Below are 16591 nucleotides of genomic sequence, written 5' to 3'. Positions count from 1 at the left end.
AGCTCGCTTTTCTATCACTTTGAGGATTAGTGATTACGAATTGTCACAAACTCCGGGTAGGCATCAACACCGCAATCGTGCTGGTCCATACCACTCAGCTCTTCTTCCTCGCTTACTCTGATCCCCATAGTGGCTTTGAGTGCAGCCCAAACCAAATAAGAGGTAACAAAGACAAAACCTAATATTGTCAGTAACCCAATCAACTGCGTCATAAAGCTCGCGTCGCTGTTTGAGAAAGGAACCATCATTACCCCAAGGCAACCACATACACCATGAACTGAAATTGCGCCAACGGGATCATCGATTTTCAATTTATCCAATCCAACGATACTAAATACGACTAAACTCCCTCCGAGTGCACCCAAGATACACGCCAACATCGGTGTGGGTGATGCAGGCTCTGCGGTAATAGTGACTAAACCGGCCAGCGCACCATTTAAAATCATCGTTAAATCCGCTTTGCCCCACATTATTTTGCATACAAGCAGTGCTGCTATGGCCCCCGCTGCCGCAGCGGCATTTGTATTAAGCATAATTTGACTCACAGCGACTGCATTTTCTTTATCTGCCAAAAACAACTGTGAACCACCATTAAAGCCAAACCAACCCATCCAAAGGATAAATGTACCGAGTGTTGCCAAAGGTAAATTTGACCCCGGAATTGGGTAGATTTCACCATGCTTTCCGTACTTACCTTTGCGCGCCCCTAACAACAAAACTCCAGCCAACGCGGCCGCTGCGCCTGCGCCATGGACTATTGCTGAGCCTGCAAAGTCCACAAAACCAAGTTCAGATAAAAACCCAGCTCCCCAGGTCCAATAACCTTCGATTGGATAGATAACCCCTGTCAGCACCACAGCAAAAAGTAAAAATGCCCAAAGCTTCATCCGCTCTGCAACTGCTCCCGATACAATTGACATTGCAGTCGCAACAAAAACAACTTGGAAAAAGAAATCAGATTCCAATGCATGATCAGCATCGGTTGCCGCCTCACCAATGAGCGCACCAAAACTAGGGACAAACCCACCCTCTGAATTACCGACATACATTATGTTATAACCGATAAGTAAATACATGGTGCATGCAATGGCATACAACGCGATGTTCTTTGTCAAAATCTCAGTGGTATTCTTTGACCTAACCAAGCCAGCCTCTAGCATGGCAAAGCCAGCAGCCATCCACATCACTAAAACGCCAGAAATTAAAAAGTAGAATGTATTGAGCGAGAATTGTAGTTCTATTATTGCATTGTCCATCGTCTATCCCCTTAAATCGCTTCTTCGTCTAGTTCACCTGTGCGGATCCGAACGATTTGTTCTAGGTCATACACAAATATTTTACCATCACCTATTTTTCCGGTGTTGGCTGCCTTTGCTAACGTATCCACAACTCGCTGACAGTTTTCGCTGTGCGTAGCTATTTCCAGCTTGATTTTGGGAATGAAGTCAACTTGATACTCAGCGCCTCGATATAGCTCGGTGTGTCCTCTTTGTCGACCGAAGCCTTTCACATCGACCACAGTCATACCTTCTATACCAAGATCACCAAGTGCTTCTCTAACTTCGTCCAGTTTAAATGGTTTGATAATTGCGCTTATCATTTTCATTGTTGGCCTCCAAAGGAGTCTTTTTCCTGTTGATGATGACAGGATCAATCCAACGATTATGCCAAAATAATAAAGCTATACTTTTCAGGTAAGTAGGATAAAGGGGTATTAAAATTGGAGAAAAAGTGCACTTATATGGTGCACTTTTCAATTGATTGATTTGAATTGGTGCAGGCTGCCATCGCGCAATTTCGGCCTTGCGCTTTCGCTCGATAAAGAGCTTGATCGGCGTGCCTCATTACTTCACTTAATGTGGCATATTCACATTTTGCGATACCGATACTCAGAGTGCAATGCAATGCTTCACCTTCAATGTAAAAGATATTGTCCGCAAAACGAGATCTAAAGTTGTCAAAAATCGCCCTCGCTTCCTCTAAACTTTCACCGGGGAGCAACACAGCAAACTCTTCACCTCCGACGCGCGAAACTAAGCAATCTCCAAATGATTGGTTTAGCAACTCAGCAACCTGAGTTAACACACTATCACCACCTAAATGACCATATTTGTCGTTAATCTCTTTAAACAAATCGAGATCTAATAAAGCCAAACAGCTTGGTAGTGGACCATTTTTTAGTGCTTTGTCCATGTGTTGACAAAAATAACGGCGATTATAAAGCCCCGTTAAGTAGTCTCTGTGTGCATAATCTTTTATATCAGCAATCAAGTTAAGTTGTTCCATGGTCTGCATAACACGGCAGTGGAACTCCTCGTTCATGAAAGGTTTCATAAGGAAATCGTTTGCGCCATACTTTATAAACTTTGCAGACAAACCGTGCGTGCCAGCGCCTGATAAACCAACGATAGCTAGGTCATCACGCCCTCTAAAATTACGCACAGCTTTGACCAGCTCAAAGCCATCCATCGTCGGCATAGCGTAGTCCGTCAATAACAGTTTGATATCGTGATCAGACTTGAGCATAGTGAGTGCTTGCTCACCATCTTGCGCTTCAAAAACAGTGAAAAGCTGTTTCTCTAGCATCTGGCGCATAACCGCACGACTAATCATGGAGTCATCAGCAATAAGCGCCTTGCACCCTTGATTTCGCAGCAACCGCGACACCAGTTTTATGGCATATAAATAGGAGTCTCGATTATCTTTAATAACATAGTCAACCACACCCATTTCAAGCATCTGTTGGCGGCTATATTCATCAATCTTCGATGTTAATACAACTGTGGGAACATTGTGGCTCAGAGTGAGTTGAACAACTTCAGCATCCATGGCATCCGGTAAAGTGAGATCCACCAAGGCCAAAGTGTAACGAGTGTTTTTAAGTAGCGCCTTACTTTCCTTGAGAGACCAAGCAAAATCTAATTCGACGTTTAAGTGTTGTGCTGCCAAATGGCGCAAGATCTGTTGAACGACCTTACTATCTTCGACAATTAATACTCTTTGCATGGAAAAAATCTCTAATGACTACAACTGGGTAAGCAGCTAAACAAGAATTTAACAGAGCTAAATACTTTCATACTACAGACATAAGGATGAAATATACGCGAATTTTATGACAAAAAAAACAAGCAGTGGCGTTAATTCGTGAACAAATTGTAATGAACTACAAATATTGCGATTTAGTCTCATTAACTTTGAAAAAAAAACGAGAAAAGCCTTAAATAAATGCTCAAAGTGAATATTGAGGATTCTCATGACTGCTGTACCCAAAATCATATCAGGTTTGCTGCTACTTTGCATCAGTGCAACAAGTGTCGCTAACAATCTAAAACCAGAAAAACTAAGTTTCGACATTGATCACTCTGTTGTGACAAAGCATAAAGCAACCATAAACGGGGAAAGATTAAACTATACCGTCTCAACTGGGATGCAACCTTTATGGGATAATGAAGGAAATCCGCTTGCGTCTCTTCACTATACTTATTACAAAAAAGACAAAGTCAAAGATATTGCCAAAAGACCTTTATTGATCTCTTTTAACGGTGGTCCGGGTTCTGCGTCAGTATGGATGCATATTGCATATACCGGCCCGCGAGTACTAAAAATTGATGATGAGGGCTATCCTCTTCAGCCTTATGGCCTTAAAGACAACCCTTATTCCGTGCTCGATACCACTGACATCGTGTTTGTTAACCCGGTTAACACCGGGTACTCTCGCGTGCTACCAAACCAAGAAGGTAAAATGCCAAGTAAAAAAAGCCAGCAAGAACGCTTTTTTGGTGTCAATGCCGATATCAAGTATTTAGCACAGTGGCTGAACACCTTTATCAATCGACATGGCCGAGCCCTTTCGCCCAAATTTCTGATTGGTGAAAGTTATGGTACAACCCGTGTTTCGGGTCTAGCGCACGAGCTGCAAAATAATCAATGGATGTATCTTAATGGCGTAATACTCGTCTCACCAACCAACATTGGCATCAAGCGCCAAGGCCCTGTAGATGTTGCAAATCGGCTCCCTTACTTCGCTGCTACAGCGTGGTATCACAAAGCGCTCTCAACTGATTTACAAAACAAGGACCTATTGGAACTACTTGAAGAAGTTGAGCAATATACGTTAGACAAGTACTTACCGGCACTCGCTAAAGGGGCAATGATAAGTACAGCTGAAAAACAGGCTGTTATTAAGAACGTCGCGAAATACAGCGGTTTGTCAGAAAAGTTCGTAGCACAAAATAATTTAGATATTCCGACATCTGCATTTTGGAAAGAACTGCTCCGAGATCAAGAACTCACAGTGGGAAGGCTAGATTCACGCTATCTGGGCATTGATAAACGATCAGCAGGCGAAAAACCTGACTACTGGCCAGAGCTAACTTCGTGGTTGCACTCATTTACACCCGCAATAAATCACTATTTTCGCCATGAATTAAATTACAAGACTGACATAAAATACAATATGTTCGGCCCTGTTCACCCTTGGGATAGAACCAATAACAATGTTGGTGAGCAATTACGCTTGGCAATGGCGCAAAATCCCTATTTACATGTCATGGTTCAGTCGGGCTACTATGACGGTGCAACAAACTACTTTGATGGTAAATACAATTTATGGCACCTAGATCCTAGTGGAAAAATGAAAGATAGATTGAGCTTTAAAGGATACCGCTCTGGGCACATGATGTACTTGCGCTACGAGGACTTAAAGCTCTCAAATAATGACCTACGCGCCTTCATAAAGAATGCGTTGCCAGCATCAGGTCATGCCGCAAAATACTAAATGTAAAGAGTTCCAACCATATAGAGCCAGACACCCCGAGTCTGGCTTTATTATTACTCAATTTGTAAATGGAAAAACAACCTATATCTATCTCTGTCTTAATCCCTCATAAAGTCGAATCCTTCCTTGATTTAACAAGACCAACCACCGCTTAACCTGGTATCTTCTGCGTCAATGTCGTTGCACACGCCATTCCTAGATTTAATCAATGCTTGTCATGATTTTTTGGGTATACTCAACATATTAGAATAAGTAAGGGATCAATATGAGTGATCAATATCGTGTAACCTTTGTTGGGTTTGACGCTGATACGGATGGACAAAATGCCATTGAAAGACTTGCTATGAAGCTTGGCGTACCTAAACAAAAGGTAGAAGCTTTTACCCAAGGCAAATCTCTTTTTGGCATTTCGGATAAAAGTAAATGTCTAAAGCAAGCTAAGCTGCTAGCTATTTACGGCTTTCAAAGCAAAATTCAAGAAATACCATCAAACTCTAATACTGCAAACAATAATGCCGCCAACGAACGGGTGTTTGAAGCGTTAGACTACATCACTAGCAGTTTGATCCGAATAGAAGAAAAGCTTGAAGAGTTAGAACAGCGTATAGATGGCCAACAAAAAACGGATGACGACAAAGAAGAAGAACAGTGGCAAAGCGATGATCTTTTTGATGAATTGGATTTAGACTCAGAGCCTAAACCTAAATCCAAAAAGCTACTATACACCCTGCTATCTATCTTGTTTGTCTTACTCATTGTTTTAGGGTTTAGCTTAGCTTTTCCAGAAATGGTCCAATTCTAATGAAAGAAAATTCAAGTTCACAATCAAAAAAAGCTCAAGTTCGTAAAGAAATTCGTATTGAAGTCAGAAAATGTAGAAATCACCTAAATGAAAATTTTCAAACCCAAGCCGAAACTGAACTATGCATGAATTTTATTCAACAAGTAGAACTGCCAGAAAACGCGGCTATTGGCATCTATTTACCCAACGATGGAGAAGTAAGAACAAACCTTTTAATTCAAAGGCTTTGGCATGAAAAACACCATGTTTACCTACCTGTAATACACCCATTTAGCGGCACTCATTTGCTCTTTCAAAAATATGAGAAAAACTCAACCATGGAAGAGAATCGCTATGCTATCTTAGAACCTAAATTGAATTGCAGTGAAATCTGCCCAATTGCGCAGCTCGATATCTTACTTATGCCACTCGTGGCTTTTGATGGTAAAGGCAATCGGCTCGGAATGGGGGGAGGTTACTATGATAGAACGTTGGCGACTTATTATGCTCAAAGCTGGTCAAAACCAAAATTAATCGGGCTTGCTCATGACTGCCAAAAAGTAAATGAGCTCCCCATTGAAGCTTGGGATGTACCATTGCCTGCCATTCTAACACCAACAAACTTCTATCAATGGCCATGCCATCAAAAATGACTAAAAAATAGTACATAGTTTCGACCTTTATTGACATGCAATTTAAGTGTTTAAGCGTATAATCCCCTCTTAATTGAGAACAAAAAAGTGATTACGTTATGACACAAGATGAAATGAAAAAAGCGGCAGCATGGGCTGCACTGGAGCACGTCAACGAAAATACAATAGTTGGAGTCGGTACTGGCTCAACTGTAAATCATTTTATTGATGCGCTTGGCAGTATTAAAGATGACATCAAAGGTGCAGTTTCTAGTTCTGAAGCATCAACAGAAAAGCTGAAAGCACTTGGTATTGAAGTATATGAATTAAATGATGTTGCCCAGTTAGACGTTTATGTAGATGGTGCAGATGAAATCAATGCACAAGGCCATATGATAAAGGGTGGTGGTGCAGCATTAACTCGAGAAAAAATCGTTGCTGCTGTAGCAGAAAAATTTGTCTGTATTGTCGATGAAAGTAAACATGTTGAGACATTAGGTACTTTCCCACTGCCAGTGGAAGTAATTCCTATGGCACGCAGTTATGTTGCGCGTGAACTGCTAAAGCTTGGTGGTGATCCGGTTTATCGGCAAGGTGTAATTACCGACAACGGTAACGTCATTTTAGATGTACATGGATTAAGTATTGCTGATCCAGAAGCACTAGAAGAACAAATAAATCAAATCGTAGGTGTTGTTACCAACGGACTGTTTGCTCACCGTGGTGCCAACACTGTTATTACTGGGACTCCGCAAGGTCCACAAACTAGGTAACAGGAATGAGTCATGAGTAAGGTATCTTTGTCAAAAGATAAAATTAGAATTTTATTGTTAGAGGGCGTACACCAAAGCGCCGTTGAAACGCTAAAGCGTAATGGGTATAGCAATATTGAATACCTCAAGACATCGCTACCTGAAAATGAACTTATTGAGCGGATCCGTCAAGTCCATTTCATCGGGATCCGCTCTCGTACTCATCTCTCCGAGAATGTTCTAAACGCAGCAGAAAAATTAGTGGCGATAGGCTGCTTCTGCATAGGTACAAATCAAGTTGATTTAGACTCAGCAAAGCGTAAAGGCATTGCTGTTTTTAACGCGCCTTTTTCAAATACTCGCTCGGTTGCGGAGCTGGTACTCGGCGAGATTTTACTGTTATTTCGTGGTATTCCGAAACGAAATGCAATGGCGCACCGAGGCGAATGGTTCAAATCAGCAATAGGCTCGTATGAAGCAAGGGGCAAAACGTTAGGTATTATAGGTTACGGACATATCGGTACCCAGCTTGGTATCATGGCTGAAAACATTGGTATGAAGGTAGAGTTTTATGATATCGAAGATAAGTTAACACTTGGTAACGCCCAACAAGTTCAAAACCTTACGCAACTGCTTCAACGCGCAGATGTTATCAGTCTTCATGTTCCAGAAACACCCCAAACTAAAAACCTCATAGGCATGGCCGAAATTGAGGTTATGAAACAAGGTGCAATCTTAATAAATGCATCAAGAGGCACCGTTGTCGATATCGATGCGCTCGCAGAAGCTTTACAACACGAAAAACTGGCCGGCGCTGCGATTGATGTTTTTCCTGTTGAGCCAAAATCTAATGATGAAGAGTTTGTTTCTCCATTAAGAGAATTTGATAACGTCATTTTAACGCCTCATGTGGGTGGCTCTACCCAGGAAGCGCAAGAAAACATCGGTATCGAGGTCGCAGGAAAGCTCGCTAAATACTCTGATAATGGTTCAACAGTCACAGCTGTAAACTTCCCAGAAGTTTCGTTGCCTGAGTTATCAAACCGCAGCCGACTACTTCATGTACACGAAAATAGACCTGGTGTACTTACCCAAATTAACCAAGCATTTGCCCAACATGGTATTAATATTGCTGCCCAGTATCTGCAAACTGACGATTGTATTGGTTACGTTGTGATTGACGTAGACAGCGATCACTCCGAAGTTGCGCTCAAAGAATTAAGCGCCGTTGAAGGTACAATCAGGGCTAGAATTCTACACTAATTGAAGCGTAGTAAGCATCAATATTGAAAAACCGGCCATATGCCGGTTTTTTTGTACTGGGCGAGACCCAGTAATAAAAAAGCAGCTTTATAAGCTGCTTTTACAATCTCAGGTGTTATTCAGGCATTAAGCCATGAAATCAACGCCTTCTTTGATGTCTTTTTCAAGTGTTGCAAGCATGTCATCTTTTGCTTTTTGCTCAAACGCACTTAGCTCACCGTAAGGTAGAAGCTCTTCAACACCATTTTTACCTAGGCGAATTGGCTGCGCGAAAAACTCTGCATCACCAGTGTTACCTTCAACGTATGCATACTCTAGTACATTCTCTTCACCTTGAAGACCTTTAACTAGAGAGAAGCAGAAACGTGCTGCCGCTGCACCCATTGAAAGTGTAGCTGAACCGCCACCCGCTTTTGCTTCAACCACTTCGGTACCAGCGTTTTGAATACGCTTAGTAAGAGAAGCAACTTCTTCGTCAGTAAACTCAACACCTTCAACTTGTGAAAGTAGAGGTAGAATAGTTGTACCAGAGTGACCACCAATAACTGGAATCTTCACTTCTGAAACATCAAGACCTTTAAGCTCTGCAATGAAAGTCTCAGCACGAATAACGTCAAGAGTTGTTACACCGAATACGCGAGCAGCGTCATAAGTACCTGCTTTTTTGAATACTTCGCGAACGATTGGAACAGTGCCGTTTACAGGGTTTGTGATGATACCAACAAACGCCTTAGGACAGTTTCTAACGATACCTTCAGCTAGCGTTCTAACAATGCTCGCATTTACATTGAATAGATCCGCACGGTCCATACCAGGCTTACGTGGCATACCAGCAGGGATCAATACAATGTCAGCACCCGCTAGAGCAGGGTCTAAATCGTCTTTACCGTAACCAGCTACTTTAACAGCAGTTGGGATGTGAGAAAGATCCACTGCAACACCAGGAACAACAGGTGCAACATCATATAGTGCTAGCTCAGAGCCCGCAGGTAAACCGTTTTTAAGCAAAAGTGATAACGCTTGACCGATACCACCAGCGGCACCTAATACAGCAACTTTCATTATAATTCTCCATAAATTGAAGGTAGGAATTTTGTGTGCTGTAAAGATAATGAAAAGCGCGAGTAAAGACAAATTTATCCGCGTTATTTTCGAGATTTTTTCGACTATAGTTGTAAACAACGGAAAACTGTTAAGCAAATTCACTTTACGATACAGCATGAAAATTACTCTGGCGTGAAAATTTGGGTAACGGTGTCGATTTGTGTAAAATCGGGTAACCAAACAAGAAAGAAGAGATGTATATGCAAGCGCAAGAGAAACAAGAAGCTTTAGTTAGAGCCTTTAAAGCCTTATTAAGAGAAGAAAATTTTGGTTCTCAAGGCGAAATCGTTGATGCACTCAAAGATCAAGGCTTTGATAATATTAGCCAAAGTAAAGTTTCTCGTATGTTAAGTAAGTTTGGCGCTGTTCGTACTCGCAATGCAAAGCAAGAGATGGTTTATTGCCTCCCTGCAGAAATGGGGGTTCCTACAGCTAAAAGCCCATTGAGACAACTGGTTATCGATATCATGCACAATGAAATGATGATTATCATCCGTACCAGCCCAGGGGCTGCACAACTTATCGCGAGACTGCTTGATTCACTGGGTAGTGCTGATGGCGTATTGGGTACTATTGCAGGAGATGACACAATTTTTATTGCGCCAGCTAAAGTTTCAGAAATTGATGCCACACTTGAAAAAGTTAAAACGTTATTTGACAACGTGTAGCATTAATCGTCTATATTCTGCGCCATCTGACTTAAAAACTGGAGTGATGGCGCAAAAAATGCGGCGCCCATATCAGCTTCCGAATAGTCTAGCAAAGGGTCATAGCAGTCTTGGCCCGACAGTAAACCAAAACGGCTCATCAGTACCGTTTCAAAGGCATTCCCGTGTGCTGAGCAACTTAAACTAATACTTCCCTGCTCAAATACATCCCCAAACGGCATACTCTGATCGAGCAATAAAACTAACCCATTTGCATCTTTGATCTCTACTCTGCTTGCATGACTAAAGGCAACTTTTGGCTCGATCAGATGATTGTCTAGCCTTGTTCGACCCATAAGCGTTTCTTGCTCTGAAACCGGTAATTGCTGCCAGCGCGCCAAATCAAACTTTACACGTTGAATGTGAATATAACTGCCCTGATGATCAAGCCCTTGTGGGTTATCTACTAACGCAACTTGCCTTTTAAAGCGACCATGAGGAGTCTCACTGCCATATATAAAGCCGTTAAAGTTACGCCCATCCAAAAAGCGAAAGCCGCGCACATGGGCTACTAGTTCTACATATCCAGAAAGCATATGAATCACACTTTGTGCAAATAGATGGTTCACATCTTCACGATCTGAGCGAATCACATACAATAGATCAAATGGTTGACTGTGAATTAGATGATCGGATGACTTAATATGCGGGAAGCTTTTTAATTCTGGGGGAATAAATTCAGGATATATATGTGGCCAATATTGTGCGCCCACTGCGACAAAGCTGCTTAACATCGACTCTGAAAAACGATCGCTAAGCTCGTCTTGAAGCCGTCCAACCTGCGCTAACGTAGCCCTAACAGCCTCATCTTGTCCTTCAAGTACGTTGAAGAACAAGTGTAAACCATGCAAATTTGCTTCTGCACACACGCCAGATTGAGGCTGAGCCATCGCCTTTCCCTATTTACTATTCACTCTTAAGAAAAGAAATTTACCGCATGAGGCTTAATTTTTAAAGAGATAGGTTTAGACAAATCCAATGGTTTGTCTGCTGGCTTGGCTATTTCGAGTTGTTGCCCCTGTAGCTCTACCGCATAAAGGTACTCTGTGCCAACAAAACGTTCCTGATTCACCTTTATATCACCCGCATCTGTATTAAATAACTCTATGTTACTGGGGCGAACAAAAATTTTACCGTTATCTTGGGATTTAGACTGCTCAGTTAATGAATTCACTACTCCAAACTTAGTCTGAAAACTATCATTGCCAGACGGCTTTGCATCTAAATATATACCCTGCCCTAAAAATTCTGCAACGACTTTACTTTTTGGTGTTTGAAACAGCTCAGTTGGACACCCCAATTGCTCAATTTTACCTTTGTGCATAATGGCCAAGCGGTCGGAAAAGGCAAAGGCTTCGTCCTTAGAGTGACTGACGAAAATCGCCGACACTTTTTGATCTTTGATAATACTGCGAATATCACTTATCAATTGAAAACGCACTTGTGCATCAATATTTGAAAAAGGCTCATCTAACAACAATAAGTTTGGCCTGTAAGCCAATGCTCTGGCGATCGCAACACGTTGCTGCTGGCCACCTGACAATTCATGAGGGTAACGCTTGCCAAAATCACTAAGCAGAACCAATTCAAGCATTTCATCAACGCGTGCTTGCCTTTCGGCACGGCTTAACTTCCCCAGACCAAAGGCAATATTTTGCGTCACCGTCAAATGCGGAAACAAAGCATAATCTTGAAACATCATACCGACGTTTCGATTTTGAGGTGGCTCACATACCCCTTTACTGTTTACACATTTGGAGCCGATATGAATTGCACCACTTTGAGGCTTTAGGAGCCCAGCAATTGCTTTTAAGGTGGTCGTTTTCCCGCAACCACTCGAACCTAACAAGCAAACGATTTCATTTTCTTTAACTTGTAGGTCTAAATCATCTATGACGACATGGCCATCGTAACTATATTGCAGGGATTCAATAGATAAACTGTACATTATTTCTGCTGTTCCATAGAGCGATTGACTAAATACAAGGGAATTAACCCTACTAATACGATGAACAGGGCTGAGATGGAAGCAAGTTCTAATTGCTCATCACTCACAAACTGAAAAACATGCGTTGCCAAGGTCTCAAAATTAAATGGGCGAAGTAATAATGCCGCAGGTAATTCCTTCATACACTCTATAAACACTAACAGCCCCGCAGTTAAAATCCCACGTTTAAGTAGAGGAACATGCACACGACCTAAAGTTTGTAAGTGGTTTTTACCTAAAGAGGCACTCGCCATATCAATACTTGGACTGATCCTAACAAAACTCGCTTCCACCGCACCGTGCGCAATTGCATAAAAGCGCACAACGTAAGCAAAAACCATCGCAAAAATAGTACCGCTGAGTAGCAAACCCGGCTCAAAACCCGTTCCACTGAACCAGCGATTAAGATAGTCATCAAATAATGTCAGTGGCAACAGAACGGCTATCGCCAAAACTGTACCAGGTAAGGCATAACCCATACTAGATACTTTACCAGGTAAACTTTTTGATTTTTGCTCCCCAATACGCTGATAGAACACCACTAAAATACTAAACAAAATAGCGATAACGCTCACATAAAAACTGATTTTTAAGCTTTGCCAAGCATAGGTAAAGAACTCATCGTTCCACGCTTGATCAAAATAATCTATCGCGTAGCTAAACAGTATTCCCACAGGGATAAAAAATGCCACAGTGAGCACTAAACAGCAAAATAGTGTTGCTAACCACCCAGTTCGACCATTGAGCTCATACAAGCAAGTATCGTTCACACCACTTTGGCGTTCATGCACAACTTGGCTCTTACGGCTCATTTTTTCTAAAGAGAGTGCGACAAATAAAAATAGCAGCATAATACCGGAAATTTTAGCGGCAGCCGTCAATGAGTAATACCCTAACCAAGTATCGTACACTGCTGTAGTTAACGTGCTAACTGCAAAGTAATGAACCGTTGCAAAGTCGGCCATCGTTTCCATGCTGATCAGTGCTAAAGCCGCGACTATTGCACCTCGCGACAAAGGAAGGCTTACTCTCAAAAAGCTCTGAAATGGAGAAAGCCCCATTAGCTGACTAGCTTGAACTAACTTAAAGGACTGCTCTCTCAAAGCCGTTTTGAATATTAAATAAAGATATGGATACAGAACGAGCGCTATCATTACGATGGCACCGGGTAGAGTACGTATGTCAAAAAACCAGTAATCATCGGGGCTGGACCAATTGAACCACGTTCGTAATTGGATTTGTACCGGGCCAGCATAATCCAGCAGGTCAGTATAAACGTAAGCAATAATATAGGTCGGCATTGCCAAGGGAAGCATTAGTGCCCACTCAAATACACGTTTACCAGGAAAGTGACAATAAGCGGTAAGCCAGCCAAGTGGCAGTGCAATTAAAGCACTGAGTAGTAAAACGCCCACTATTAACCAGACCGTATTACTGATGTAGTCCCATAGGACGGTATTCCAGAGATGGGAGAATACTTCAGATTCTCCCTGCAAAGACTCAAATATAAGAAATGCGAGCGGGGTCGATAGGCAGATACCTATCACCCACGCGATTAGCTGCCAGTGAGACAGATTATTTTTTAGTTGCATTAAAGGTCAAATTTTACCTCATCAATTAGCTTTAACGCTAAAGGACGGTATTTACTAATCTCAGCAAGTGGCAAGCTGTCTTCCTTAAACGCTCCCCAAGAAGCTACCATTTTAGATAATTCGACGCCCGGCTTAACTGGGTACTCCATATTCGTCGAAGCATACATATTTTGCGCCTTATTGTCCGTCATAAACTCTATGAGTTTCAAGGCATTTTCTTTATTTTTTGCATACTTTGTTAATACCACACCTGAAACGTTTAAGTGTGAACCACGGTTCTTCTGATTAGGGAAATTAATAAACACAGACTCCGCCCAAGACTTTTGTTTGGCATCAGTCATCATCTTACCGAAATAATAACTATTGCCTAATGCCACGTCGCACAAACCTTCTTTCACAGCTTTTACTTGCGCACGGTCGTTGCCTTGGGGCTTACGTGCTAAATTGTTTTTAACACCAACCAACCACTCTTTTGTTTCTGCTTCACCATGATGTGCAATCATCGAAGCCACTAAGCCGAGGTTGTATGGGTGTTTGCCTGAGCGAGTACAAATTTTCCCTTTAAACTTAGGATCAGCCAGCTCTTCATAACTTAAAGAGTCGAGCTTGCCTAAGCGAGCCTTAGATGAGTACACATTGCGCACACGCTTAGTTAAAGCAACCCACTGTCCCTCTGGATCTCTAAATGCAGAAGGAATATTCGACTCAACGGTTTTGCTATCAATTTTTTGTGTCAACCCGAGGTCTTCTAACTGGATCATTGCACTGAAATTTGAAGTCAGAACCAGATCTGCACGTGAGTGTTTGCCTTCTCTTTTGACACGCTCAATCAGGCCTTTTTTAGCAAACACGACTTTTGTTTTAATACCTGTCTGCTTAGTGAAGTCATCCAAAATTGGTTGAATTAAAAAAGGCTGGCGGAATGAATAAATATTAACTTCATCTGCAGCAAATGCCGGTAGGCAAGTCACGGCAGTCAATAATGTGGCAATAGCTCGTTTCATGGGGACTCCAAATCCAAACAATTATTATTCTCAGGTAATTCTAACGCGATTGTGAATAAATTACAGCCCACTAATTCGCTTGCCAAAGCGATTAATGTCGCTTTAAGACAATTTTTATGTGCGATATCTCTCACTCTGTGAGTAGTTATCTATGAAGATAGCGCTGATTTTATCACCTGCTTTCTGGAAACTCTTTGTTATTTAATCATTTTTAATATCACAATAGAACATAGTCTGTTTTTTATGAACTGCAACTTAATGTTCAATACCAACGACAGGGCATATACTTAATTTGTCTCTAGGGGAGAGGCTTAAGCAAGGAAAAGGGATGTGAACGGCGAAAAAAGGAACTAGGTCCCCGCATGGAGTATGGAACTTGGATTATGATGTGTTTGTAGGATGCAAACATTAAAGTAAGGAAGTTAATACACAGGAAGTGAGGATGTGAGGGATTTAGGAAGGGTTATGGAATACCCAAATAAGGATCTAAGCAAAGGACATTGGCTTATGGAAAAGCTGAGGCAAATGGATGGGGTTTGGACGACCCAAGTGGAAAAGTGCAGGATGCACGTGAACTTGCAGAATCAAAACACCAAGCAAGTTGTATGGAAATGTTTAAGGAGTTGATCAAATCAACATAGCAGGATGCTATTTAGAAGATTCCGTCAAGCGCGGCTCGAAAGAGTCGCGCTATCTTCGTTGAAGGGCTCTCAATTGTTTAGTTTACTTCTTTTCCCTTTCAGATAAGCATCTCTAAAATCAATAAAGTGTTGTGTTAAGCAAGCTGCGGCTTCCGCTTCACCATTTTCTGCCAACACGACACAAGCGACTTCTGCAGTACCAAGTTGGTGCTCATGGGGTGCAACTCGCAGCTTGTAATTAGACAAACTCTGAGGTGAGATTGACAATACAGGTAACGCATCCAGATATGGGCTTTTTCTAAACATTTTTTTTGCTTCACGCCATGTACCATCTAAAAAAATGTATAACGGCGTTTTCCCAAGTTCACGGGTTACTTTTTTGATTACTCTGTGCGGTTCAACATTTTCTTCAGGAAAAACAATAATAGGTTGATATTGTTCGTTGGACAACAACGCTAGCAATGCTTTATCAGGATCTGTTCTGTCCCACCTGAAAGCGTAATTGTTTGGCACAATGTCAGCAATAAGTCGACCAGTGTTAGATGGCTTAAAACTTTCATTGTGGTACATTATTAGGCACACTGCGCTGTCACAATCAGCCTGCGTCACTCCGTCACAAATACATAGAGGCTCAGCCAGTAGGCAAGTTTCACAACGGGCGAGTTTAGACCCTCGGGCTTTAAACTCTCTTTTAGATTCAGCAATTTGCTGCGCACGAAGAGCCAATACAGAGTTGTTCAAAATAACCTCCGATAAAAAACGACGGGGTATTGTACCAAGTCTCACTCTAAAAGGATAAATGGAATACCATGAAAATTAGCGCTTCTTCGCGGTTAACCTACCGCCTACTTACACCCTTAGATCGTGATTTGCTATTTGCACTAGATCAAGACCCTGAGGTTATGCGATACATTAACGGTGGCATGCCTAATACCCTAGATGACATCGACAACGTGTTTATACCGCGCCTACGCCGATTTACTAACGAGCAACAAGGTTGGGGGCTGTGGGGCTGTTTTTTGAAGCCCCAAAATAAGTTTATCGGCTGGGTATTGGTTCGCCCGATGGATTTTTTTACTGATCAAAGGGCAGATAATAATCTTGAGATAGGTTGGCGATTTATGCAGTCTCACTGGGGTCAAGGTTTTGCCTCTGAAGCTGCACTTGCAGTGAGCAATTCACTTATGCAACACCAAGTCTGTGACACACTAACAGCAATCGCCTTACCTGATAATGCAGGCTCAATCAAAATAATGGAAAAACTCGGACTCACTTATAAAGAATCCAAACTTCACCATGACCCGCTAGGAGATACAGAGGTTGTTTTGTATGAGCGCCACCTTTAATAAGC

The 16591-nt window shown here is 41.9% G+C and carries 17 protein-coding genes; 8 read left to right on the top strand and 9 right to left on the bottom strand.

Features of this window, described 5'->3' with window-relative positions:
* Window positions 1-26: 26 nt before the first annotated feature.
* From N480_RS14215 to N480_RS14205, 3 genes are all read right to left on the bottom strand, one after another.
* A complete protein-coding gene (locus N480_RS14215; protein WP_063373147.1) occupies window positions 27-1256 on the bottom strand; it encodes an ammonium transporter in 1230 nt (409 codons plus the stop codon).
* 11 nt (window positions 1257-1267) lie between these two features.
* A complete protein-coding gene (locus N480_RS14210; protein WP_063359370.1) occupies window positions 1268-1606 on the bottom strand; it encodes a P-II family nitrogen regulator in 339 nt (112 codons plus the stop codon).
* 131 nt (window positions 1607-1737) lie between these two features.
* Window positions 1738-3006 carry a response regulator gene (locus N480_RS14205; protein ID WP_063373146.1) on the bottom strand — a complete coding sequence of 423 codons (1269 nt, stop codon included), beginning with the start codon at window positions 3004-3006 and terminating at the stop codon, window positions 1738-1740.
* Window positions 3007-3253: 247 nt separating this feature from the next.
* Between N480_RS14205 and N480_RS14200 the strand changes: the two genes are divergently transcribed.
* The 5 genes from N480_RS14200 to serA all read left to right on the top strand — a co-directional run bounded on the left by N480_RS14200 (window position 3254) and on the right by serA (window position 8205).
* Window positions 3254-4777 (top strand): S10 family peptidase, encoded by a 1524-nt coding sequence (locus tag N480_RS14200; RefSeq protein WP_063373145.1) that lies wholly within the window; start codon window positions 3254-3256, stop codon window positions 4775-4777.
* A 265-nt stretch (window positions 4778-5042) separates the two neighbouring features.
* On the top strand, window positions 5043-5579 hold the full coding sequence (locus N480_RS14195) for a hypothetical protein (protein ID WP_063373144.1): 537 nt from the start codon (window positions 5043-5045) through the stop codon (window positions 5577-5579).
* Entirely contained in the window at window positions 5579-6211 is a 633-nt protein-coding gene (locus tag N480_RS14190) for a 5-formyltetrahydrofolate cyclo-ligase (protein WP_063373143.1), read from the top strand. Before N480_RS14195 ends, N480_RS14190 begins: the two co-directional genes overlap by 1 nt.
* 98 nt (window positions 6212-6309) lie before the next feature.
* The gene (rpiA, locus tag N480_RS14185) at window positions 6310-6963 is read left to right on the top strand and encodes a ribose-5-phosphate isomerase RpiA (RefSeq protein ID WP_063373142.1); all 654 of its coding nucleotides are present in this window, start codon (window positions 6310-6312) and stop codon (window positions 6961-6963) included.
* A 12-nt stretch (window positions 6964-6975) separates the two neighbouring features.
* The gene (gene serA / locus N480_RS14180; protein ID WP_063373141.1) at window positions 6976-8205 is read left to right on the top strand and encodes a phosphoglycerate dehydrogenase; all 1230 of its coding nucleotides are present in this window, start codon (window positions 6976-6978) and stop codon (window positions 8203-8205) included.
* Between the two features lie 126 nt (window positions 8206-8331).
* Here serA and mdh read toward each other — a convergent pair whose 3' ends face one another.
* A complete protein-coding gene (gene mdh / locus N480_RS14175) occupies window positions 8332-9267 on the bottom strand; it encodes a malate dehydrogenase (protein ID WP_063373140.1) in 936 nt (311 codons plus the stop codon).
* A 242-nt stretch (window positions 9268-9509) separates the two neighbouring features.
* Between mdh and argR the strand changes: the two genes are divergently transcribed.
* Window positions 9510-9977, top strand: a complete 468-nt coding sequence (argR, locus tag N480_RS14170) for a transcriptional regulator ArgR (RefSeq protein ID WP_063373139.1) — start codon at window positions 9510-9512, stop codon at window positions 9975-9977.
* Between the two features lie 2 nt (window positions 9978-9979).
* On the opposite strand, the gene N480_RS14165 is transcribed toward argR, so the two are convergent.
* The 4 genes from N480_RS14165 to N480_RS14150 are packed head-to-tail and all read right to left on the bottom strand — an operon-like array spanning window position 9980 to window position 14599.
* Window positions 9980-10906 carry a Dyp-type peroxidase gene (locus N480_RS14165; protein ID WP_063373138.1) on the bottom strand — a complete coding sequence of 309 codons (927 nt, stop codon included), beginning with the start codon at window positions 10904-10906 and terminating at the stop codon, window positions 9980-9982.
* Window positions 10907-10932: 26 nt separating this feature from the next.
* Complete coding sequence (locus N480_RS14160; protein ID WP_063373137.1) at window positions 10933-11964, bottom strand: ABC transporter ATP-binding protein; 1032 nt, start codon at window positions 11962-11964, stop codon at window positions 10933-10935.
* Complete coding sequence (locus N480_RS14155) at window positions 11964-13595, bottom strand: ABC transporter permease (protein ID WP_063373136.1); 1632 nt, start codon at window positions 13593-13595, stop codon at window positions 11964-11966. The genes N480_RS14160 and N480_RS14155 overlap by 1 nt, the downstream gene beginning before the upstream one ends.
* Window positions 13595-14599, bottom strand: a complete 1005-nt coding sequence (locus tag N480_RS14150; protein WP_063373135.1) for a Fe(3+) ABC transporter substrate-binding protein — start codon at window positions 14597-14599, stop codon at window positions 13595-13597. The genes N480_RS14155 and N480_RS14150 overlap by 1 nt, the downstream gene beginning before the upstream one ends.
* Window positions 14600-15099: 500 nt before the next feature.
* Between N480_RS14150 and N480_RS25380 the strand changes: the two genes are divergently transcribed.
* Window positions 15100-15240, top strand: coding sequence for a hypothetical protein (locus tag N480_RS25380; protein WP_155732856.1), 141 nt, complete (start codon window positions 15100-15102; stop codon window positions 15238-15240).
* A 69-nt stretch (window positions 15241-15309) separates the two neighbouring features.
* Here N480_RS25380 and N480_RS14145 read toward each other — a convergent pair whose 3' ends face one another.
* Entirely contained in the window at window positions 15310-15981 is a 672-nt protein-coding gene (locus tag N480_RS14145; RefSeq protein ID WP_063373134.1) for a tRNA-uridine aminocarboxypropyltransferase, read from the bottom strand.
* A 68-nt stretch (window positions 15982-16049) separates the two neighbouring features.
* Here N480_RS14145 and N480_RS14140 point away from each other — a divergent pair, with 68 nt between their 5' ends.
* Window positions 16050-16586 carry a GNAT family N-acetyltransferase gene (locus tag N480_RS14140; protein ID WP_063373133.1) on the top strand — a complete coding sequence of 179 codons (537 nt, stop codon included), beginning with the start codon at window positions 16050-16052 and terminating at the stop codon, window positions 16584-16586.
* Window positions 16587-16591 lie beyond the last annotated feature (5 nt).

The sequence above is a fragment of the Pseudoalteromonas luteoviolacea S2607 genome (genome assembly GCF_001625575.1).
GTDB classification, from domain to species: domain Bacteria; phylum Pseudomonadota; class Gammaproteobacteria; order Enterobacterales; family Alteromonadaceae; genus Pseudoalteromonas; species Pseudoalteromonas luteoviolacea_E.
Note: the sequence above shows the minus strand (reverse complement) of the source record. Positions and strands in the feature narration are given on the sequence as shown.